Genomic DNA, 22582 nt, shown 5'->3' with positions numbered 1-22582 from the left:
ACAAATATGATTAGATATTATCTCATACTCCTGTGCATGTTGTTCACAATAGGGCTTCATGCACAGGAGTCTCCTAATTCACGTCAAGCGCGGCGTATGTTCAACGAGGCCTATCAAAAGGTTTATGGTCCTCAAGGTTCACGTTTAAGCTATAGTGTCAATATCATAGGCATCTACAAAGCCCAAGGAACTATCTGGACCAAAGGGAAAAGCAGTAAATTTGTAGAAGACCGCTACACAGCATGGAACGACCAAATCACCTACACCCGTGTAGATCGGAAGAAGAGAACCGTTACCATCTATCGTTCTGACGATGAATCACGCGATAAATATGCCTCAAAATTCACATTCAAGCCCGACAACTACAACTACCATATTGCTAACGACAAGCGTGGTTATGTCATCACACTAAAGGCAAAAAAGGGCGTTAAGGGCATTAAAGAGGCTGATGTACTGCTCGACCACCACACACGAAATCCCATCAGCATCCGTGTGAAGGTAGGCTTTTTCCACACTACAATAAAAATAACCAATTTCAAAATGGGTGGTATCAGCGATCAAGCATTTGTATTCCCCCGTCACCAATACAGCAATTACGGAATTATCGACAACAGATAAGACAATGGAGAAAAAAGGATTGGTACTTGAAGGCGGTGCAATGCGCGGACTATGGACTGCTGGCGTCATCGATGTGATGATGGAAGCAGGCATTAAGCCCGACGGTATCATCGGCGTATCTGCAGGCGCAGCATTCGGTTGCAACTATAAGTCACAGCAACCAGGACGCGCCATCCGTTATAACAAACGATTCGCCAAAGACAGGCGCTACAGCGGTTGGCATTCACTCTTCCGCTCTGGCGACTATTTCAATGCCGAATTTGCCTACCATATCGTTCCCCACGACTACGACATCTTCGATTCAGAGACATTCGCCAACAATCCCATTGAGTTTACTGTGGTCTGCACAGATGTAACAACAGGAAAAGCAGTCTATCATCAATTAGACCATATTGATTATGAAACATTGGAGTGGATACGTGCCTCTGCCTCCATGCCTATGGTTTCAAGAGTTGTTTCTATCGGCAATCACCAACTGCTCGACGGTGGTGTCAGCGACTCCATTCCTTTGGCCTATTACGAGAGTCAGGGTTATAAACGTAACATCGTCATCCTAACCCAACCAGCAGGCTATCGCAAGTCTCATAACGCTCTGATGCCTCTCATGCGTTTGGCACTCCGTCATTATCCCAATATGATAGAAGCCATGGATCAGCGCCATCTGATGTATAACTGTCAATTGGACTATGTGACACAAGCAGAAAAGGAAGGTCGATGCCTTGTCATTCGTCCGGAAGGCAAGATTCCCATTGGCCATCTCTGCCATGACCCCAAACGCATGCAACTGGTTTATGAACTGGGACGCGAAGTAGGTTACAAGCAGTTGGATGCCATCAAGGAATATTACCGTTAAATACCCCTCTGCATCAATACGCACTATACAGACGATTACAATTAGTGTATAGCGCAATCAGAATAAAAGAATATCAATTAGAAGGAAACAGTAGAATATGAGAATCGACATTATCAGTGTATTACCCGAAATGATTGAGGGCTTTGTTCACGAAAGCATTCTTGCACGTGCCGAAAAGAAAGGGCTGGCGGAAATCCGCCTGCACAACCTGCGTGACTACACGCTCGACAAATGGCGTCGTGTGGATGACTATCCGTATGGCGGTTCTGCCGGAATGGTCATGCAGTGTGAGCCTATTGACCGATGTATTACTGCCCTGAAGGCTGAGCGTGATTACGACGAGGTGATATTTACCTCACCCGATGGTGAGCAGTTCAATCAACATATTGCCAACGACCTATCATTGAAAGGCAACCTTATCATCCTCTGCGGTCACTATAAAGGTATTGACCAGCGCGTTCGCGACCATCTCATCACAAGGGAAATATCTGTTGGCGATTACGTGCTGACAGGAGGCGAACTGGCAGCTGCCATCATTGCCGATGCTGTTGTACGTGTAGTGCCTGGCGTGATTGGTGACGAACAGAGTGCTCTGTCTGACTGTTTTCAGGATGATCTATTGGCAGCCCCAATCTATACTCGCCCTGCCGACTATAAAGGTTGGAAAGTACCAGAGATTCTGCTTAGCGGTAACGAGGCCAAAATCAAAGAATGGGAATTGGAACAGGCCTTAGAACGCACACGCCGTCTCCGCCCCGACCTATTGGGCGAATAATCCAAACAGCCCCTACAAAATAATTTCCATCTGATTTTGCAATCAACAAGATGCAAAGTCAGATGGAATTGTTATACTCCAGTCAATTGTTCCTGATTGACAAAGCGTTCACCAAGCATAAAGCCCTCCTCATAGAGCCGTTCCAGTTTTTCCACATCACGTGTTACTCTTCCCACCTCCATGGGTCGTTCTGGACGTATGACCATGATCTCTCCCCAATCCTCCATACGTTCGATAAGTTCCAACTGGCGATTGTATTCCGCAACACGACGACTCAATGCCACACGCAGTCTGGGATAACGAGAATACACAAAACGCGGCACCTTCAAATCAGGTTCCGACGAGCGATAGCCACGGTTTCTCGTCAATATCACCACATGTTCAGTATGTCCAGTATCCATGGAACGCACAACCGGAATACTATCTACAATACCTCCGTCAAGCATCGGTATTCCATCAACCTTAGTAATCTGTGCCACAAAAGGCAAAGAAGAACTCGCCTTGACAATCTGTGTAAGACGCTGGTGGTCGTAACGCTCGGAGAGATATTCCGCCCTTCCCGTCAAACAATTTGTGGTGACGGCTTCAAACACAGCTGGATTATGTTCATAGGTATCATAATCGTAAGGCACAATCTCATTTGGAAAACGATCATAAAGAATGTTTGCATCGAATATCGTACCATCTTTGATGAGTTTCTTAAGCGAAATATAATCATATTTCTTCAACATATCAATATTGGAGTAACGTGCCCTTCGTGCTTGATGGCTCATATACGACAATCCATTACAGGCACCCGCCGATACTGCCACAACATATGGAAACCATATCTCATGTTTCATAAAGGCATCAAGAACACCCGAAGTGAATACGCCACGCATTCCTCCACCTTCCAATACCAATCCTGTTTTAGCGGTTATTTTCATATTTCTCTCCCGTTATCGTTGTTCATACAATCTTATTTCGGCTGCAAAAGTAGTATTTTTTGAGTTAACAGACAAATCACAACTATAAAAACATTGAAAAATGGCATATCTATCGATTATTTTTCGTAACTTTGCGCATACTGAAAACCAATTTCTATAAGATATGAAAAAGATTCTCGTTTCTCTCTGCCTAACACTGGCAACAATGACCGTCAGCGCCAAGACTTATTCCGTCAGTTCGCCCAACGGACTGATTACCGTCAATGTGTGCACCGACAACCAACTACAATGGGATATCCGAAAGGATAATACCGTCATACTGCAACCATCCGCAATCGGACTGAAAACCGACATCATGGATTTCGGACAGAACGTCAAGGTAAAGAAGACTCGTTCGTCAAACGTGAGGAAGTCTTCCGGCAACTATGGCCTACTGCAAATGGTATGCAATGGTCTGATTGTCGAGTTTCGTGTGTTCAATGATGCAGCAGCCTATCGCATCGTCCCCACCAAACCCTTGGCAAAGGTAGTCAACGAGACCGCAGAATTTCGTTTCGCTGCAGACTATGAAGCATTCATCCCTTACGTCAACGACAATCGTGCAGGAGAGCGCTGGTGCTACTCGTTTGAGTCATACTACGACCGTCAGCGTCTCTCTCAGATGTTTGCAGACTCACTTGCTATCACTCCCACAGCCATCTGTCTCCCAGAAAAGCGCAAAGCCGTTGTGATGGAGGCAGACGTAGAAAACTATCCCGGCATGTATCTCAAAAAAGGGAAAGGCAATAGTCTTCAGGCAGCATTTCCTCCCCTGCCATTAGAAGAGGAGATAGGCGGTTACAATCGTCTGAATCTTGTACCCACACAACGTGCAGAACATATTGCCGAAAACGTAAGTCGCCTGCCATGGCGCATCGTTGTGATCAGCGACTCAGACCGTGAACTATTGGGCAACGACATTGCACGCCGCCTTGGTCCTGTATGCCGCCTGACAGACACCTCATGGATTAAACCCGGGAAGGTAGCATGGGACTGGTGGAACAACACCAACCTGACAGGTGTCGATTTCCGTGCCGGCATCAATACGGAAACTTATAAATACTTCATCGACTTTGCCCGCAAGAACAAACTCGAATACATCATCATTGATGAAGGATGGAGTGATCCCGAAGACCTACTCCTCTTCTCTGACAAGATGGATATGGCAGGCATCATCGACTATGCCCGTCAACAGGGTGTCGGTGTCATTCTCTGGTCGTCATGGCGCAACCTCATTCAAAGAGGTCATGAAAAGATGGAAGAGATTATGAAACACTATGGTGATATGGGTGTGAAAGGCTTCAAGGTTGACTTCTTCGACCGTGACGACCAACGTGTCATCCAGTCTGTCTATGAAGTAGCCGCATGTGCAGCACGCCATCACCTTTTGCTCGACCTTCACGGCATGCGTCCTTTCGGCGTACAGATAGCATATCCCAATATCGTCAATTTCGAAGGAGTGAAAGGTCTGGAGAACTCGAAATGGGAACCACGTGTCGGTGACGGTCCACTCCACGACCAACCCATGTACGACGTCACCATCCCCTACCTCCGTGCATTGCCTGGTCCGTTTGACTATACTCCAGGCGCTATGGTCAATGCCGTTCGATCACAGTTCTTCGGCAACAACGACCATCCCATGAGTCAAGGCACCCGTGTTCATCAAATGGCTATGTACACCCTGTTTGACGCTCCACTCCAGATGTTGGCTGACAGTCCTTCAAAATACATGCAGAATCAAGAATGTACCGATTTCATTGCTGCCGTTCCTACCGTCTTCGACGAGACAGTCGCCCTGACCGGTGAGATGGGCGAATATGCTGTAGTTGCCCGTCGCAAAGGAAACACCTGGTATGTAGCAGCCATGACCAACTGGACAGCACGCCATCTGACTATAGACTGTTCGTTCCTTGGCGATCACCGCGCCACAGCCGACATCTTTGCCGATGGCATCAATGCTGATCGCGAAGCAACCGACTACCAGCATCAACGCATTGAAGTAGATGGCAAGAGCCGTCTGCCCATCTATATGGCTCCGGGTGGAGGATGGACCGCCATCATCCGCTGACATATAGCTATCATCAAGAGATAAGAGTTCGATGGAATCATTGCTTCCGCCGAACTCTTCTTTTTTGCAGTCCAAAGTAAAAGTGCTTCAACAATCACTACTGTCTTGCCTTGCCTTTGTCATCAAACAAATAAGGCAACATGCAACAATCATGACACTACTCGAAATAGCATAACAGTCACTTTTGTCCCGCCTTGACACTCTTTATCACCCTTTTAGACAAAAAACACGATGGATGACCTTCATAAGAAAAGCATCCATCGTGTTATATATTAATAAGGTGGGAATCAGCGGATGCGATCAGCTGCCCTAACCTTACGTTCATCGGAGAGAATACCCTGACGCGCCATAAAACAAAGTATAATGGCAATAGCAGGGAACACAGCAGCAATATTAACATGGAAATCTGCTGCATTAGGAGCCAGGAACTTGCTGAGCACAGCCAGTGCCACATACCATATCACATGGAGCATGATGTTAATCAGACAGAAGCTCGCCTGCAGAGTGCGCTGCGTATAGCGGAAGATGGTATAGACACTCAGTGATGCTGCCAACAGCATGACCATAAACAATGGCCACGGCAAGTAGCTGAGCGCTCCACTCGGAGTTGTCATCCACAAGCTATAGACACGGTGCAGAGTAAATCCATCGGCACTTACAGTAGCCAATGGGAAACACAATGCCAAGACGCTCATCACGGCAGCCAAGAAGAGAAAGATGGTCTGCTTACGCTGTATCATGACTGTATTAGTTCAGTTCTTCGCTATTCTGTTCGCGAGCAGGATCACGCCAGTAGATTTCGCCATCTACAAACTCCTGTGTAGCGAGCAGTGTAGGTTTCGGAAGTTTCTCGTAGTAGCGTGAGATTTCAATCTGCTCACGGTTTTCAAACACTTCCTCGAGTGAGTCGTTATATGAGGCAAACTCAGCCAGTTTCTTCGACAGGTCTTCTTTGATCTGAACGCTAATCTGGTTGGCACGCTTCGCGATGATAGCAACACTCTCATAAAGGTTTCCTGTCTCGTCACAGAGATCCATGATGTTACGGGTAACGGTGTTAACCGGTGCTTTTGATTTCTTGTAATCCATTGATATTTATCTTAAACTATTTTACGCTGTTAATACTATCTTACTGTTTATTGCTGATGGAACATCAATCGCCAGTGATCTTCTTGCACTTGGCAATATACTTGTTGGCACGAGATGCTTCTTTAGAATCGGGGTACTCATTGAGGAATCCATAACATTCATCCTCTGCATCGCGATAGCGCTCCAGTTTTTTCTCTTCAGAGGAATTTTCTGCGAGGTCAAACTTGCTACGCATGATAAGTACTGCAAACTCTTCGCGCAACTTGGTATAGGGGTATGTTTTCAACGCATTCTGCGCGGTAATGATACATGCTTCATAGTTACTCTCTGTATTGGCATTGATATTTCCGAAATATCCCCCGAGGTTGTAATACAGTTCAGCCGAGAGATACTCTTTCTTCACGAGATTGTCCTGCAGGTCGAACAGGCGCTGCTGTGCCTCTGCCCTCAATTTAGAATCAGGGAACACATCCAAGAACTGCTGATAGGCATTGATAGCGCCTACTGTAGGCGTCTGGTCGAGTCGTGGTTCAGGAGTGCTTTCGTAGAGCGACTGTCCCACATTGAAGGCAGCCTGCTCTGCAAATACACCTTTTGGATAGGTGGCATAATATTTCTTAAAGGTAGCGCTGGCAGCTTCAAAGTCGTGGTTGCAATATTGTGACAGTGCCAAAAGATAGAGGCTCTCTTCTGCGGTATCAGTACCTTTTCTGAAAGTTACCACATCCTGCAGCAACGAAATGGCCTGTTGAAACTTGCCTTCTGCAAAGCATTGCTTGGCAAATTCATACTTATAATCATTGTCTGGTGACTTATAGACATTGTTAAACTCTGCGGCACAACTGCACATCAGAGCAGCCATACAGAAGATAATGATTGACTTCTTGTTCATTCTCATACTTTGATTTGACGTGCAAAATTACTCATTTTCTACCGAAAAGCAAAGGTTTTCAAACGATTTTTAGCAATTAGTGCGCTGCAATAACTTTTTTTACGAGGAAAATATGTAATTTTGCATTTCTATGAAGTTTGAACTGACCTCCAACTACCGACCGACGGGTGACCAGCCAGAGGCTATCCGCCAGTTGACCGACGGTATCACCCGTGGCGATGCCGCTCAGGTATTGTTGGGTGTAACAGGATCAGGAAAGACCTTTACCGTGGCAAATGTCATTGCCAATGTCAACAAGCCCACCCTCATCCTGTCACACAACAAGACATTAGCAGCCCAGCTCTACGAAGAGATGCGGGGTTTCTTCCCACACAATGCCGTAGAATACTACGTGAGCTATTACGACTACTATCAGCCTGAAGCCTATCTGCCATCTACTGATACATATATCGAGAAAGACCTCGCCATCAACGAAGAGATCGACCGACTGCGTCTGAGGGCTGTCAGCGCATTACTCTCTGGCCGAAAGGATGTGGTCATCGTCTCTTCTGTCAGTTGCATCTATGGTATGGGAAGTCCTGTTGCCATGCAGGAAAACGTGATAGAGGTTCACAAAGGTCAGATATTAGACCGCAATGCACTCCTTCGCCGACTCGTCGCTGCACTTTATGTGCGCAACGATATAGAACTGAAACGCGGTTGTTTCAGGGTCAAAGGCGACACGGTAGATATTGCCATGGCATACAACGAAGTCATTCTGCGCATCACCTTCTGGGACGATGAGATTGATGCCATCGAGGAACTGGACGCCATGACCATGGATCGGCTGTCTTCCTTTGACGAATACAAGCTCTACCCAGCCAACCTCTTTATGACTACTGAAGAGCAGACCTCCATCGCCGTCCGTCATATTCAGGACGACCTCATGAAGCAGATAGCCTATTTTGAGGAATTGGGCGATGATATCAAGGCGCAGCGCATCAAAGAGCGTGTGGAATACGACATGGAGATGATCAAGGAGCTGGGCCATTGCTCGGGTATCGAGAACTACTCGAGATATTTTGACGGAAGACAAGCGGGCGAGCGTCCCTACTGTCTGCTTGATTTCTTCCCCGAAGACTACCTGATGGTGATTGACGAAAGCCATGTCAGTGTGCCGCAGATCAGTGCCATGTATGGTGGCGACCGCGCCCGAAAGCGCAATCTGGTGGAATTTGGTTTCCGTCTTCCTGCCGCCTTCGACAACCGTCCGCTGACCTTCGATGAGTTTCAAGCCATGACCCATCAGGTCATCTATGTATCTGCCACACCAGCCGACTATGAACTCCAACAGGCGGAGGGTGTCGTCGTCGAACAGCTGATCAGACCCACCGGACTGCTTGACCCGGAGATTGAGGTAAGACCCACCGAAAATCAGATTGACGACCTGATGGAAGAGATCCAGCAGCGCATCCAACGCAAGGAACGCGTATTGGTGACAACGCTCACCAAGCGCATGGCAGAGGAGCTCAGCACCTTCTTGCTCAACCACGGCATTCAAACCGCCTATATCCATAGCGAAGTGGCCACGCTCGACCGCATCAAGATACTCGAAGACCTGCGCAACGGCACCTTCGATGTCTTGGTAGGTGTCAACCTGCTCCGTGAGGGTCTCGACCTCCCTGAAGTATCGCTCGTTGCCATCATCGATGCCGACAAAGAGGGATTCCTTCGTTCACACCGGTCACTCACCCAGACGGCAGGCCGTGCCGCCCGTAACGTCAACGGCAAAGTCATCATGTATGCAGACCGCATCACGGCATCCATGCAACTGACCATCGACGAGACGCTGCGCCGCCGCATGAAGCAGATGCACTACAACGAGGAACACGGCATCACCCCGCAACAGATCAAGAAGAATCTGAAGCAGAGCGACCTGCGCCAGGAGACAGAGGGTACGGAACAGAAGGGCTACAAAGCCTATGCCGAACCTGTCGCATCCGCTGCCTTTGCCGCCGACCCCATCATTCTTCACATGACGAAAGAACAACTGGAAAAGAGCATTGCAGAGACCACCCGACTGATGAAGGCAGCCGCCAAAGAACTGGATTTCCTTCAGGCAGCGCAATACCGCGACGAGATTATCAGATTGCAAAAGGAACTGGAATTAAAATAAATTATCACATTTTTTTAGGTCATTCGCACGATATTTCGTACTTTTGCACCATTATAAAAGAGAACGAGACAGATGAAGAAATGTATATTGATGTGTGTCGTCATGGCAATGACCCTGACCGCCACAGCGCAAAACACCTGGGAAGAACCCGAAAAGAAGGAGGAGAAAGTTGCCGTTGTCGAAACGAATCCGATGGAGAAATACCTCAAGGGTGCAGTTCCCGAAGTGAACGGCAAGGTGACTTTTACCAAGACCTTTGACGCTCCGGGCAAGACTGCTTTTCAGATTTACAACATCCTTGGAAAATACCTGCAAGGCGTGACTCGCGAACCCCAGCAGATCAACAGCCAACTCATCAAGGCCGACACCGCCACCTATGAGATTGACGTCAAACTGGAAGAGTGGCTCGTCTTCCAGAAGACAGCCCTTGTGCTCGACCAGACCCGTTTCTTCTACACCATCAAAGCCCAGTGTGCCAACGGCAAAGCCACCCTCACCCTGTCCAACATCCGCTATAATTACGATGAGGAGCGCACCCCCATCCGCATCAGCGCCGAAGACTGGATTACCGACCGTGTGGCAGTCAACAAGAAGAACACCAAGCTGTATCGCCACAGCGGCAAATTCCGCAAATGTACTATCGACAGAAAAGATTACCTTTTTGAACAAATAGAAGGATTACTCCAATGAGAACACTAAAAAACATACTCAACACCATCTTCATTTTCGGAGCCATCATCGGCATGTATCTTTATTATAAAGGAAACGATGCCGGAACCATCGTTATCATGGTGGCTATGGGTTTCAAATTTGTAGAAGTGGCATTGCGCCTCTTCAAAAAAGATAAAGATAAAGACCTACAGTTTTGAACAAGTTTATCATCACGCTGGCATGCACCCTGAGCATGACCCTCAACATCGTGGCGCAGAGCAATCCCACCCGCATCACCGATACGGGCGACGACTTCAACGTGACCGACGATAACTCCACCCGCAGTTTCAATCCCAACCATCGGGATTCCGTGGCAGACAAAGAGATCCCCATGGGTGTCCATACCTGGACGGTTGACAGACGCTATGGCGATGTCACTCCGGCTGTTACCGACACCCTGCCCCACCTCTACCAGAACTCCATCTTCAACACGGGTGTGTTTGGCGAGTACAATACCATCGGCAACAACTATACGCCGCGCATCAGCCGTATCATCATGGATCGCCCGAAGACCTCGGAGTTCTTCTTCACCCAGCCTTACGACTTCACCATGAAGGAGCCCGATGCGTTTCAGTTTGTCAACACGCTGTCGCCGTTCACCAATCTAAGCTACGACAACTGTGGCGACAAGCAGAACGGTGAAGACCATATCGACGCTAAATTTGCTGTCAATGCCAACAAGCGGTTGGGCATCGGTTTCGACCTCGACTACCACTATGCCAGAGGTTACTATCAGAACCAAAGCACCTCCCACTTCGGTGCATCGCTCTTTGCCTCGTATATCGGCGACAAATATCAGATGCATGCCCTGTTCTCTACCTACCATCGCAAGGCGGCTGAGAACGGCGGTATCACCGACGACAACTATATCACCCACCCAGAGAGCTACGACGACCAGTTTAGTGAGAACGAGATACCGACGGTGCTCTCTAAAAACTGGAACCGCAACAATTCCAACCACCTGTTTTTCTCCCATCGCTACAATATCGGCTTCTACAAGCGCGTGGCGCTGACCGAAGCGGAAAAGAAAGCCAGGGCGTTTGCCAAGGCGTCAGCCCAAGACAGGAAGCAGCGCGACAACCTCCGCAGCAATCAGGATGGTGACGATGCTAACGGCAACAAGCGCCGCAACAACAGGCGCACCACCGATCCTGTTGCCACGGGCAGACCCGACGGGGCCCGCATCGCAGGCGATCTGCCCAAGACTGGCGAGAAACCTGCCGATCCAGACTCCACCCGTATTCAGGTCACCTCCCAGCAGATGGCAGACAGTTTGCTGGCTGTGCAACACCAGAAGGATTCGCTCGACGCCAACACCAAGCGCATCTACGTACCCGTCACCAGTTTCATCCACACCCTCGACATCAATAGCTTCAGTCGCATCAATCAGGCGTATGCCTCTCCTGCCGGCTATTATGCCAACACCTATTATAAATATGATGACCGTGGCATCTATGGCAACGACTCCATCTACGACCAGACGAAATACCTCTCTGTCAAGAACACCTTTGCCGTAGCGCTGATGGAGGGCTTCAACAAGTATGCCAAGGCCGGCCTCAAGGCATTCGTCAGCTACGACCATCGTAAATACCAGATGCCCGACCTGTTGCAGGAGGGTGACGAAGGCTACTATATGCGCAGTTGGTCTGAAGGTCTGGTGAGTGTGGGCGGACAGCTGTCGAAGACCCAGGGGCGCACCCTCCATTACAACCTCGACGGTGAGTTCTTCCTGACGGGCAGCAACGCTGGTTCTGTGAGTCTTAATTTCAATACCGACGTCAATTTCCCCTTGTTTGGCGATACTGTGCGACTGGCTGCCAAAGCCCATTTCGACCGCATCACGCCAACCTTCTTCCAGCGCCAGTACCACTCCAAACACCTGTGGTGGGACAACGGCGATATGAGTAAGGAGATCCGTTCCGGCATCGAAGGCATCTTCACCATCGACAAGACCCACACCCAGTTGCGTGTGGCTGTCGAAGAGATCAAAAACTACACCTACTTCGGCATGGAGTATGCCATCGACGAAAAACATAACTTCACAGGGCTGCAGGGCGGTGTCTATCAGGAGGGTGGCAACATCAACCTCCTGACAGCCCAACTGCGTCAGAACTTCAAGTTGGGACCCTTGCATTGGGAGAACATCGTGACTTATCAGAATTCGAGCAACAAGGACGTGCTTCCCGTGCCCACTGTCAATATCTTCACCAACCTCTTTTTCAAATTCCTGGTCGTGAAGCAGTTGACCGTAGAACTGGGTGCCGATGCCACCTTCTTCACCAAATACTACGCGCCCGACTATCTGCCTCAGATCGGCCAGTTTGCCGTACAGAAGAATGTCGAGTCGCGTGTGGAACTGGGCGGCTATCCTTTTGTTGACGTCTATGCCAACATGCACCTGAAGCGCACCCGTTTCTTCGTCATGATGAGTCATGTCAACAAGGGTATGGGCAACAAGATGATGTTCCTTGCGCCCCACTATCCACAAAACGGAAAAGTACTGCGTATCGGTGTTTCCTGGAATTTCTACAACTAAACCTCAATCGGGGTTAACCGACAGGAAATCCTCGCATCACCCTACCTGCCAGAGATACCGTCACTCAGCGCCAATGGTTTGTTCATAACACTGTTCAAACCATTGGCGCAACTGTTTCGGATTGACCAGTATTTCGCGCAGCGCCTTGAGGTTGCGCTCGTTTTCCGACCCTTGTATCCAGAGTCGTATATATCCCGTTGCCGCATATTTGTTTTCCAGGTGCGATTTGAACCGTTTCCATTGTCCTTCGCGGTCAATGTCCGGGTAGTTGTCCAGCCCAAACTGTATCACCCGTCGGAACACCACCTCAGGGGCAAGGTCGCGGTCTGCTTCTGCCACAATCTTTCCGTAGATGCTCCGTGGGGCGTGTGAGGCAGAGGCGCGGTGATCCTCCACCGCCTCCTTCATGATTTTCAGCTGATCGGGCGAGAACCATCGTTTCAGCCGGGCGTCCTGCATCAGTATCTTGCCACTCGTCAGATGATGCACGGCGCGAGGTCCCGACATTCCGAGGTCGTGGTATGCCGCCACGACATACGCCATGTTGATATCCGCACCTGTAGTTTTCGCCAGCGCCAGCGACCGTCTCACCACTCTCGTGACGTGTTCCATGCCGTGGGCACGGTCGAAATCAGCATACCGTGGGAGGATCTGTGTCTCCACAAAATCAATCAAATCAAGACTGGGATTATTGTTGTTCATAGAAAATGGGCTTATTTTTTGCAAATGTACGCAATAATCTGTACTTTTGCAAGACTTTACAGACAAAAAAACATATAATGAACGAAGAGAATATCAAACAAAACTCCTGGAAGGCCTGGCTGTTAGCAGTCCGTCCCAAGACCCTCACCGGTGCCGCCGTACCCGTCATGATAGGTTGCGCCTTGGCGCATGTCGATGCCCAAGCCTATGGCGACGATGTCTTCAACTGGCTGTCGGCATCCCTGTGCCTGCTGTTTGCATTGGTCATGCAGATCGATGCCAATCTCATCAACGACTTCTTCGACTATGCCCATGGCAACGACGACAGCGCCACCCGTCTCGGTCCTTTGCGTGCCTGCACCCAGGGCTGGGTGTCTCTCGATGCCATGAAGCGTGCCATCGCCCTGACCACATGCGTGGCGTGTGTGGTAGGTCTGCCCCTTATCATCTTCGGCGGTCTTGAAATGATTCTGGTCGGCATCTGCTGCGTAGCCTTTTGCTTTCTCTACACCACCCACCTGTCCTACCTGGGCTTGGGCGACATCCTCGTGTTGCTCTTCTTCGGCATCGTCCCCGTCTGCATCACCTACTATATCCAGTTGCATACCGTCACGCCTTCTGTCGCAATAGCGTCCGTTGCCTGCGGACTGGTCATCGACAGTCTGCTCATCGTCAACAACTATCGCGACCGCGACAACGACCAGCGCGTCGGCAAGGTCACCCTTGCAGTGCGCATCGGTCCGCTTTGGACAGAGCGCCTCTACCTGCTGTTGGGCGTGGCGAGCAGCCTGTTGGGGATCGTGTTCTGGTATCAGGGTCATCCCCTCGCCTTCTTCCTGCCCCTGATCTATCTGGTGCTCCATGTGTTCACCTGGTTGAAGCTGCGCCACATCAATCATGGTCGTCGCCTCAACGAGTGTCTGGGGGAGACCGCCCGCAACATGCTGCTCTACGGCATCATGGTGTCGGTGGGGTTGCTCCTTCTTTGAAGCAGAAGAAGTAGAGGCACGCCAGTATCGCCAGCAACACCAGTGTCACAACGGTTTTCAGCAGACAGCCTGCTATGCGCTTGACTATCACAAAGCCGATGATAATCATGACCAACAGTATGATATATATTTGCATGGTTTCTATTCAGCAATTACTTAAACAATGATCGGAATGAGGCGGGGATGGGTGTTTCAAACTCCATCCGTTCGCGTGTGACGGGATGCACCATGCACAACATATAGGCATGGAGGCAGAGTCTGTGGAGCGGATTGTCGCCGTTGCCGTATTTCACGTCGCCACACACGGGATGTCCCATGTCTGCCGTATGCACACGGATTTGGTTCTTGCGTCCTGTTTCCAGTTTAAACTCAGCGAGGGTATGGTCGGTGGTGCGCTGCAACACCTTGAAATGTGTCACGGCATATTTTCCGCCGTTATCCACAGGCGATGAGTAGGTGACATACGCCTTATTGTCTTTCAGCCAGTTTGCCACCGTACCGCTGTCGTCCTTCATCTCTCCGCTGACCACAGCCACATAGCGTCTGTCGAAGACGATATCGTGCCAGTTGTGTTCCAGAATCTGTTCTGTCTCGATATCCTTGGCATATACCATCAGTCCGCTGGTATCGCGGTCGAGGCGATGCACCACGTGTGCAGTACATTTCTGGTGACTCTTCTTGAAATAGTCGTCGAGCACCGTTTTCACGTTCAGCGAACTGTGTCCTGCTGCCATCGAGAGGATGCCGATATTCTTTTCTATCACGATAATCCATCGGTCCTCATATACTATTTTCAGCCATCTGCTCTTAAACTGCGTTTGGTTGCGCTTGGTGCGACTGACTGCCACCTTCATGCCTGGTTTCAGCAGGAAGTCGAACTGGGTGACGGTTTTCCGGTCCACTCTCACTCCCCTGCCCTGCAGTGTCAGTTTGATTTTGTTGCGACTCTGTTCCACGGTCTCGAGCAGAAATTCCAGTAGTGGCTGTTCCCTCTTCACCGTATAATGGGCATAATCGCCCTGCTGATTATAAGGATTATATTTCATTGTCATATTGCAAAGGTACGAATAAGCGAGAGAAATACAAAAGAAAAATACTTTTTTCTTTTTTTTTCCGAGCGGAAGTACCTTCGACCGACAGGTCAGAGGTACGAATAAGCGAGAGAAAAAACCAAAAATAGCCTTTTTGCCGTAAGACCTAGGACATTTGTCCCTTAACTTCTCTCTTACTTCCCTCTAACTTCCCTAACTTCCCTCTAACTTCTCTCTTACTTCCCTCTAACTTCCCTCTTACTTCCCTAACTTCCCTTAACTTCCCCACACCAAACCTCAAAAACTAACTGTGCTTGCCCAACCGTTGGTCTATCACGCAATCCACTCCGATAAGGCTGCCGGAGAATATCAGACACTGCGCCACAAACCACAATACCGACTCGCTGATCTCGCCCGTGGGCGGAGTGAAAAATCCCATGAAGGCAAACACGATGGCTGTAACGATGCAGACCAGCGATGCCGTCTGCTTATAACGGATACTCTTCATGATAAGAATCTGCTGTTAGGGCAGTGCCCCTCTCGCCTCAGGGGAGCGAGGCACTGCGGTTAGGTTCAGCCCTCCACTCCGCTACCGCCGCTTGGGGTACCGCCAGTTGACGAGCTACCGCCGCCACCGTTTGAACCCGGGTTGTTGTCGGTCACCTTTCCAGGGATGGGCAAGAGTCCCTCCTTGTTGGCCTCCTTGATACCCATGCACTCGTAGGCGTAGCGGTCTGCGCGAGTCGTTGAGGTGTTGTTAAACTTGCCGCCGAGCTTCTTGCCGCTGAAGGGGAGGAAGCGGAGGTTCACACCGGCAATCTGTGCCACATCAAACTTGGATGGGTCGCTGACCGCCTTCTTGCCGTCGTTGCGGATGGAGTTGTAGAACGTTCCGAGTTCGCCCAGCTTCACCTTGTAGCCCTGCGCCAGCAGTTCGTTGATGCAGTCAACCATTTTGGTCATCACTCCGACCACCACGTCGCGGGTATAGACTGATCCGTGGTCTGAGATGTGGGATGCCAGCTCGTCAAGGTTCACGGTGCCCTGCGAAACGGGTTTTGCGTAATACTTGCCGTAAGAGTTGCTCTTGGAGTTCGTGCTCTTCTGCAGGCAGTAGCGAATAGTAGTCAGTGTACTCATAATAGAAACGAATTTAGTTAAACAGAAGAAAATTATCGCCTGCAAAGGTACGGCTATGCTTTGGCGAAATGTCAGTTAATGTCACTTATTGCCACTTATGCCGTGTTAAAAGAACTTAAAGTCGGGCGCTGCGCCTCGCTTCCTTTGCCCCGTTGCGGCAAAGGCAGTAACTTTGCGTAAAAATAAAATCATCTGAACATTATGCCTACACTACGTCCTTACACCTCTATGAGCCGCACTCGTCTGGCACAGCTCTACTGCCCCGACGTCACTCCTCGCCATGCCTGGCGCACGCTGAAAGCATGGATGGATCGCTGCCGTCCGCTCATCGCCCGCCTCCGCTCGCTCGGTTACGACGGCCGTCAGCGCATCCTTTCGCCAGCCATGGTAGCCGCCATTGCGGAGTATCTCGGAGAGCCTTAAACCGCCGAACGTCAATCGACGAGGGCGATTGGCAATATCTCCTTCGACGATTGGCGTTATCGCCACCGCCGAACGGCATACCTCGCGCGCGCCCCTGTTTACTGCCGATTCGGGCAGTTGCCCGAAAACGGTTACGATTTGAAACCCTTGTTGCAGTGGAATAGAAACTTTAACAGAAGTGTTAATACGAATTAACGTTTTTTTTTTGTTAACACAAAGGTTCGTACCTTTGCAGCCGAGGTCCAGCCTCACGGATACAGCGGTATTCGGTCAAGTAACAAGTAACAAGTAACAAGTAACATTCAAAGAAAAGCAACGAACGAATAAGGATGTAAAACTTTATTATATTATTATAATATATAATATTATAATATATAATAAAATTATATACCTTACAAATTCTTGCTTTTGCCAGACTTGCACTACTTGTACACCGAATGTGACTTGTGACTTGTGACTTGTGACTTATTCACTAACCCTCAAAATAACGAGCTATGACAAAAGAAAAAGAAAACCCCAGTACCGAGAAATCGCAAATCATCAGCGAACTGGCAAACAAACTCGGATTCAGTGTTGACCTGCTGCAAAGCGTAGTTGGTAACAGAATTAAAGGAACGTTTTCGTTAAGCCAAATGAGCAGAATAAAGCTCGCTTAAACTCTGCCATGGCGAGAAAACGAAGGGTGAAAACCAACGTTTTCGTTAAGCCAAATGAGCAGAATAAAGCTCGTTTAAACTCTGCCAGGGCGAGAAAATGAAGGATGATAAGAAAACAACTTGCAACTTTTTCAAATGATGTTTTGTGATTTTTTCAACAATAGCAGGGAAAGCGCAAACAGCCGTTAAGGGGAGCGGCCGAAGTGTTAAAATGCGCCAAAAAGCAATGCCATTTTGGCAGTTTAACAGATTTTGCGTCTATATTTGCACCCAGTTTCACGAAAACGGGAATTATAACATCAAAAAAAAACATAAAAAGAACATGAAAAAGATTGTGAAAAGCATTTTGCCAGCGGTCTATCTGATGGTGATCGCATTTTCTGCTGCATCGTGCAACAAAACCCAGGCGGCTCCTGCTGCTGCTCCGGGACAACCAGTGGATCTGACTTACGCTGCCGACAAGGCACTGCCCTCGGTGGTTTACATTAAATCGGTGATCAACTCTAAGGTGCAGACCGTGGAATATGCCGACCCCTTTGAGGATTTCTTCTCAGACCCCTTCGGCGGTTTCTTCGGCCGCGGGCAGAACGGCAACAACGGAAGCCGCAAGCGACAGGTGCAGACCCCGAGACAGGCCGCTGCGGGCAGCGGTGTGATCATCTCTGCCGACGGATATATCGTGACCAACAACCATGTGGTGGACGGCGCTGACGAACTGACCGTTACGCTCAACGAGAACAGTAAGGAGTATTCAGCCCGCATCGTCGGTGCCGACAAGACCACCGACCTGGCACTCATCAAGATTGATGCTAAGAATCTGCCCGCCATCGCCATTGCCAATAGCGACAATGTGAAAGTGGGCGAATGGGTACTGGCTATAGGCAACCCCCTCGGACTGAACAACACAGTGACTGCGGGCATCATCTCTGCCAAGGCACGCCAGATGGGCGAAGGCGTTTCGTCGATGATTCAGACCGACGCTGCCATCAACCAGGGTAACTCGGGCGGCGCGCTCGTCAATACACGCGGCGAACTGGTCGGCATCAACGCGATGATATACTCTCAGACCGGACAGAACATCGGCTATGGCTTTGCCATTCCTACCGCTATCATGAACAAGGTAGTCGCCGACATCAAACAGTATGGTACCGTGCAGCGTGCCATGATAGGCATCAAGGGCAGCGACGTCAGCACCTATGTGGACGTGGAGAAGGAAAAGGGCAACCAACTCGACCTTGGCACCATGGAAGGCATCTATGTGGCTGAAGTGGTGGAGGATGGTGCTGCCGCCTCGGCAGGACTGAAGAAGGGCGACGTCATCACGAGCATCGACGGCCAGAAGATCAAGAAGTTTGGCGAACTGCAGGGCATCATCGCCCAGAAGCGCCCCGGCGATAAACTGACTGTCACCTATCTGCGCAACAAGAAGAGCCATTCCGCTACGCTGACGCTGAAGAACGAACAGGGCACTACCAAGGTGGTGAAGAACGCCGACCTCGATGTGCTGGGCGGTACGTTCCGTGCCGTCACCAGCAGCCAGAAGGAGCAATTGAACATCGGCTATGGTCTGCAGGTGGCTAAGATTAGCGGCGGCAGACTGAAAGAGGCTGGTGTGCCCCAGGGCTTCATTATCCAGCGCGTGAACGAACAGCCGATGAAGTCGGTGGAGGACCTGCAGAATGCGGTGAAGGAAACTTCAACCTCCAAGGATCCTGTACTCTTCATCCAGGGTGTGTTCCCCACTGGCAGGAAGGGGTACTTCGCCGTTCCTCTGGTCAACGAGTAATACCAGTAAAACGTTTCGCAACTGAGGGAATTGATTGAAGTTAAAGAAGTTATCACTCCCTACGGTCGTTCGGGAAGTTAAGAGACAATAGCCTTTTGCCATAAGACGTAGGACATTTTGCCGTAAGACGTAGGACATTTGTCCCTTAACTTCCCTAACTTCCCTAACTTCCCTTAACTTCCCCACATGCGCAACTGAGAGACTTGAATTAAAAAACATTAAAAGGCACTACAAATCGGTGTAAAAGCTTTGCTTATCATAACAAAATACTTACTTTTGCACACAATATCCTAATCGCGAGAAAATCATTATTAACAAAAACGTAAAATATGAAACCAAAAAATCTATTGGCAGCGGCCATGCTACTGTTGGGTGCAACACCAACGACGGCACAGCAAATGCCACCTATCCCCGTGGATAGCAAGGTGAAGATTGGTCATCTGGACAACGGACTGACCTACTACATCCGCAAAAACAATTTCCCTGAGCATGTGGCAAGCTTCTATATCGCACAGAAGGTCGGTTCTATCAACGAGAACGAGGACCAGCGCGGACTGGCACACCTCTTGGAGCATCTGGCATTCAACGGCACAGAACACTTCAAAGACAATACCCTACAGGAATATCTGCAGAGCATCGGCGTGGAATACGGTCGCAACCTCAATGCCTATACCAGTATTGACAAAACGGTGTATTTCTTCACCGATGTGCCCACCACCCGACCAACGGCTGTGGATTCGTGTATGCTGATACTGAAAGACTGGAGCAACGGCATCTCGCTGACGCAGAAAGCCATAGACGACGAGCGCGATGTGGTGCACAATGAGTACCGCATGCGCATGGTGGGTCAGCAGCGCATGATCGAGCGCAGTCTGCCTCGCCTCTACCAAAACGAGAAATACGGCTTCCGCATGCCTATCGGACTGATGAGCGTCATCGACGGATGCAACCCCGAAACCCTGCGCGACTACTATCGCAAATGGTATCGCCCAGACAACCAGGCCATCATCGTGGTGGGTGATGTGGACGTAGATCATATCGAAGCACAGATCAAGACGCTGTTTGCCGACATCAAGGTGCCTGCCGATGCCGCCAAAGTGATACCAGAGCAGGTAAGCCCCAACGATACCGCAATCTATGTGGTGGATAAGGACAAGGAACAGCAGTTTGACCTCTTCCTCATCAACATGAAGCACAAAGCTATTCCCGATGAGATGAAGGTCAACATGGACTATCTCCTCATGAAATACATGGACAATGCACTCACCCTCATGCTGAACACCCGATTCAGCGAGAAAGCCAAGGAGCCCGACTGCCCCTATCTGCAGGCTGTGGGCGACAATGGCGATTACCTCATGTCGAGAACCTGCGGTGCCTTCACGCTGACAGGACTCGCCAAGGAAGGTCAAGTCAAGGAGGCGTATGCCGCTGTATTGCGTGAAGCCAAGCGTGCGCACGACTTCGGTTTCACTGCTACGGAATATCAGCGTGCCAGGGACGAGATCAAAAGTCAGATAGAGAAAAGCCTTGCCAATAAGGACAAAATGAAGAATGAGCAGTTTACCACACAGTATGTGGATCACTTCATTGCCAACGAACCTATCCCCTCGATAGAAGACGAGAGTGCTATCCTGCAACAGCTCATCCCCAACATCCCCGTGGAGGTGATCAATATGTATGCCAAGAAACTCATCTGCAACAGCGACACCAACTTCGTGACGCTGATGATGATGCAGGAGAAAGACGGTAAGGCATACCCCACCGAACAGCAGTTGGCTGACATTGTGAAAGGGGTGAGGGCAGAGAAACTCGAAGCCTACGTGGATCACGTGAAGAACGAACCCCTCATTGCCCAGCTGCCTAAGGCTGGCAAGATCAGGAAGACCGTAGAGAATAAGGTGTTGGGATATAAGGAACTGACACTGTCTAACGGTGCAAAGGTCATCATGAAGAAGACCGACTTCAAGGACAACGAGATTCTCTTCTCTGCAAAAGCCAAGGTGGGATATTCGGCATTTGAGAAAGCCGATCAGAGCAGTGTGATGCTGATGACCCAGGCACTGGATGCCAGCGGTCTGGGCAATTTCACCAACGCAGAACTGGAAAAGGCCATGGCTGGCAAGCAGGCGAGTGTCAAATTCACCATGGATCCGTTCTACCACGGATTGAGCGGTAAGAGCACTCCGAAGGATATCGAGACACTGATGCAACTCATCTACCTCGACATGACAGCAGTGAAGAAAGACGAGAAATCGTTTGCCAACCTGCAGAACACCTATGCTACCATCCTTGCCAACCAGAGCAACAACCCCAACCTCGTGTTCCAAGACTCAGTACAGAGTACCGTATATCTGGGTAGCAAACTGGCACGCATTCCTTCTGCCGACGATATCAAGGCCATCAACTACGACCGTCTGCTGGCCATAGGTAAGCAGTATTATGGCAATGCCAAAGACTTCACCTTCTATTTCGTGGGCAACTACGACGAGGCTACACTTCTGCCACTCATCGAACAGTATATCGCTTCGCTGCCTGCAAAGGGCTGCACCCTGCAAAACAAGGACATCCCCTATGCCAAAGGCAAGGTGAGCAACGTATTCACCAAGGCGATGAGCAACCCACAGAATCAGGTTCAGGAGATATGGTATGCCATGACGCCTTACACACTGAAGGCTGACGTACTGGCTGACATGGCAGCTCGCCTGTTGGAGATGAAGTATCTGCGCTCTATCCGTGAGGAACTCAGCGCTGCCTATCATGCGGGTGCCACCGCCTCTGTCTTCACCGATAAAGACGGTTTGGCTGCTGTCAATATCGTTGGTAGCGCACAGCTGAATCCTGAGAAGTCGGATGCTGCCATCCCCTGCTTCTTCCAAGGCATGAAGGAGGTCGTGGCAGGTGCTGATGCTGCCGACCTGCAGAAGGTCAAGGAGATTCTGCTGAAGCAAGCCGATGTGGACAGCCGTGAGAACAGCCACTGGCTTAGCGTGCTGATCAACTATGCCACACGCGGTGTAGATACCCATACCGACTATAAGAAGACGGTCAACGAGATTGACAGTAAACAGATATCAGACTTCCTCCAGAACACAATCCTCAAGTCTGGCAACCACGTGGAAGTCATCATGAAGGCTGTGAAGGAATAATCACCGTGACATCCGAATAACAAAACAGGAGGCAAACACCGATGATG

The 22582-nt window shown here is 49.7% G+C and carries 22 protein-coding genes; 13 read left to right on the top strand and 9 right to left on the bottom strand.

Annotation, left to right across the window (positions count from 1 at the left end; translation table 11 throughout):
* Window positions 1-6: 6 nt before the first annotated feature.
* The 3 genes from CIK90_RS10630 (at window position 7) to trmD (ending at window position 2246) form a co-directional block, all read left to right on the top strand.
* Window positions 7-618, top strand: coding sequence for a hypothetical protein (locus CIK90_RS10630; protein ID WP_144007265.1), 612 nt, complete (start codon window positions 7-9; stop codon window positions 616-618).
* 4 nt (window positions 619-622) lie between these two features.
* Complete coding sequence (locus CIK90_RS10625; RefSeq protein WP_094465299.1) at window positions 623-1471, top strand: patatin family protein; 849 nt, start codon at window positions 623-625, stop codon at window positions 1469-1471.
* A 97-nt stretch (window positions 1472-1568) separates the two neighbouring features.
* Window positions 1569-2246: a tRNA (guanosine(37)-N1)-methyltransferase TrmD gene (gene trmD, locus CIK90_RS10620; protein WP_094390264.1), complete on the top strand. Its 678-nt coding sequence runs from the start codon at window positions 1569-1571 to the stop codon at window positions 2244-2246.
* A 71-nt stretch (window positions 2247-2317) separates the two neighbouring features.
* Here the strand turns inward: trmD and CIK90_RS10615 are convergent, their stop codons facing one another.
* Window positions 2318-3172 carry a patatin family protein gene (locus tag CIK90_RS10615; RefSeq protein WP_094390265.1) on the bottom strand — a complete coding sequence of 285 codons (855 nt, stop codon included), beginning with the start codon at window positions 3170-3172 and terminating at the stop codon, window positions 2318-2320.
* A 163-nt stretch (window positions 3173-3335) separates the two neighbouring features.
* On the opposite strand from CIK90_RS10615, the gene CIK90_RS10610 reads away from it, so the two are divergent.
* A complete protein-coding gene (locus CIK90_RS10610) occupies window positions 3336-5279 on the top strand; it encodes a glycoside hydrolase family 97 protein (protein ID WP_094465297.1) in 1944 nt (647 codons plus the stop codon).
* 287 nt (window positions 5280-5566) lie between these two features.
* Here CIK90_RS10610 and CIK90_RS10605 read toward each other — a convergent pair whose 3' ends face one another.
* From CIK90_RS10605 to CIK90_RS10595, 3 genes are all read right to left on the bottom strand, one after another.
* Window positions 5567-6019, bottom strand: coding sequence for a DUF4293 domain-containing protein (locus CIK90_RS10605; protein WP_094390267.1), 453 nt, complete (start codon window positions 6017-6019; stop codon window positions 5567-5569).
* Window positions 6020-6026: 7 nt separating this feature from the next.
* Entirely contained in the window at window positions 6027-6368 is a 342-nt protein-coding gene (locus CIK90_RS10600; RefSeq protein WP_094390268.1) for a DNA-directed RNA polymerase subunit omega, read from the bottom strand.
* A gap of 64 nt (window positions 6369-6432) precedes the next feature.
* A complete protein-coding gene (locus CIK90_RS10595) occupies window positions 6433-7260 on the bottom strand; it encodes an outer membrane protein assembly factor BamD (protein WP_094390269.1) in 828 nt (275 codons plus the stop codon).
* Between the two features lie 130 nt (window positions 7261-7390).
* Between CIK90_RS10595 and uvrB the strand changes: the two genes are divergently transcribed.
* The 4 genes from uvrB (at window position 7391) to CIK90_RS10575 (ending at window position 12662) form a co-directional block, all read left to right on the top strand.
* Window positions 7391-9415, top strand: coding sequence for an excinuclease ABC subunit UvrB (gene uvrB / locus CIK90_RS10590; RefSeq protein WP_094465295.1), 2025 nt, complete (start codon window positions 7391-7393; stop codon window positions 9413-9415).
* 72 nt (window positions 9416-9487) lie between these two features.
* Window positions 9488-10105 (top strand): DUF4468 domain-containing protein, encoded by a 618-nt coding sequence (locus CIK90_RS10585; protein WP_094390271.1) that lies wholly within the window; start codon window positions 9488-9490, stop codon window positions 10103-10105.
* Complete coding sequence (locus CIK90_RS10580) at window positions 10102-10284, top strand: hypothetical protein (RefSeq protein WP_094390272.1); 183 nt, start codon at window positions 10102-10104, stop codon at window positions 10282-10284. Before CIK90_RS10585 ends, CIK90_RS10580 begins: the two co-directional genes overlap by 4 nt.
* A complete protein-coding gene (locus CIK90_RS10575; RefSeq protein WP_254046333.1) occupies window positions 10281-12662 on the top strand; it encodes a putative porin in 2382 nt (793 codons plus the stop codon). Before CIK90_RS10580 ends, CIK90_RS10575 begins: the two co-directional genes overlap by 4 nt.
* 60 nt (window positions 12663-12722) lie before the next feature.
* On the opposite strand, the gene CIK90_RS10570 is transcribed toward CIK90_RS10575, so the two are convergent.
* A complete protein-coding gene (locus CIK90_RS10570; protein ID WP_094465291.1) occupies window positions 12723-13364 on the bottom strand; it encodes an HD domain-containing protein in 642 nt (213 codons plus the stop codon).
* 77 nt (window positions 13365-13441) lie between these two features.
* On the opposite strand from CIK90_RS10570, the gene menA reads away from it, so the two are divergent.
* Window positions 13442-14353, top strand: coding sequence for a 1,4-dihydroxy-2-naphthoate octaprenyltransferase (gene menA, locus CIK90_RS10565; protein WP_173849339.1), 912 nt, complete (start codon window positions 13442-13444; stop codon window positions 14351-14353).
* Here menA and CIK90_RS14255 read toward each other — a convergent pair.
* The 4 genes from CIK90_RS14255 to CIK90_RS10550 form a co-directional block, all read right to left on the bottom strand.
* On the bottom strand, window positions 14322-14489 hold the full coding sequence (locus CIK90_RS14255) for a hypothetical protein (RefSeq protein WP_158216061.1): 168 nt from the start codon (window positions 14487-14489) through the stop codon (window positions 14322-14324). The genes menA and CIK90_RS14255 overlap by 32 nt on opposite strands.
* A gap of 16 nt (window positions 14490-14505) precedes the next feature.
* Complete coding sequence (locus CIK90_RS10560; RefSeq protein WP_094465333.1) at window positions 14506-15399, bottom strand: RluA family pseudouridine synthase; 894 nt, start codon at window positions 15397-15399, stop codon at window positions 14506-14508.
* Between the two features lie 289 nt (window positions 15400-15688).
* Window positions 15689-15892 (bottom strand): hypothetical protein, encoded by a 204-nt coding sequence (locus CIK90_RS10555; RefSeq protein ID WP_094435547.1) that lies wholly within the window; start codon window positions 15890-15892, stop codon window positions 15689-15691.
* 65 nt (window positions 15893-15957) lie between these two features.
* Window positions 15958-16524 (bottom strand): hypothetical protein, encoded by a 567-nt coding sequence (locus tag CIK90_RS10550; RefSeq protein WP_094465289.1) that lies wholly within the window; start codon window positions 16522-16524, stop codon window positions 15958-15960.
* A gap of 201 nt (window positions 16525-16725) precedes the next feature.
* Between CIK90_RS10550 and CIK90_RS10545 the strand changes: the two genes are divergently transcribed.
* From CIK90_RS10545 to CIK90_RS10535, 4 genes are all read left to right on the top strand, one after another.
* Window positions 16726-16947, top strand: coding sequence for a DUF4248 domain-containing protein (locus CIK90_RS10545; protein WP_094447401.1), 222 nt, complete (start codon window positions 16726-16728; stop codon window positions 16945-16947).
* Between the two features lie 494 nt (window positions 16948-17441).
* A complete protein-coding gene (locus CIK90_RS14250; protein WP_158214983.1) occupies window positions 17442-17603 on the top strand; it encodes a hypothetical protein in 162 nt (53 codons plus the stop codon).
* A 322-nt stretch (window positions 17604-17925) separates the two neighbouring features.
* The gene (locus CIK90_RS10540; RefSeq protein ID WP_094390562.1) at window positions 17926-19389 is read left to right on the top strand and encodes a trypsin-like peptidase domain-containing protein; all 1464 of its coding nucleotides are present in this window, start codon (window positions 17926-17928) and stop codon (window positions 19387-19389) included.
* 329 nt (window positions 19390-19718) lie between these two features.
* Window positions 19719-22535, top strand: coding sequence for a pitrilysin family protein (locus tag CIK90_RS10535; RefSeq protein ID WP_094465287.1), 2817 nt, complete (start codon window positions 19719-19721; stop codon window positions 22533-22535).
* The last annotated feature ends 47 nt before the right edge of the window (window positions 22536-22582 follow it).

This window comes from Prevotella sp. P5-126 (assembly GCF_002251185.1).
Lineage (GTDB): Bacteria > Bacteroidota > Bacteroidia > Bacteroidales > Bacteroidaceae > Prevotella.
The sequence above is the reverse complement of the archived record's forward strand: the minus strand, read 5'-3'. Positions and strand labels throughout refer to the sequence as shown.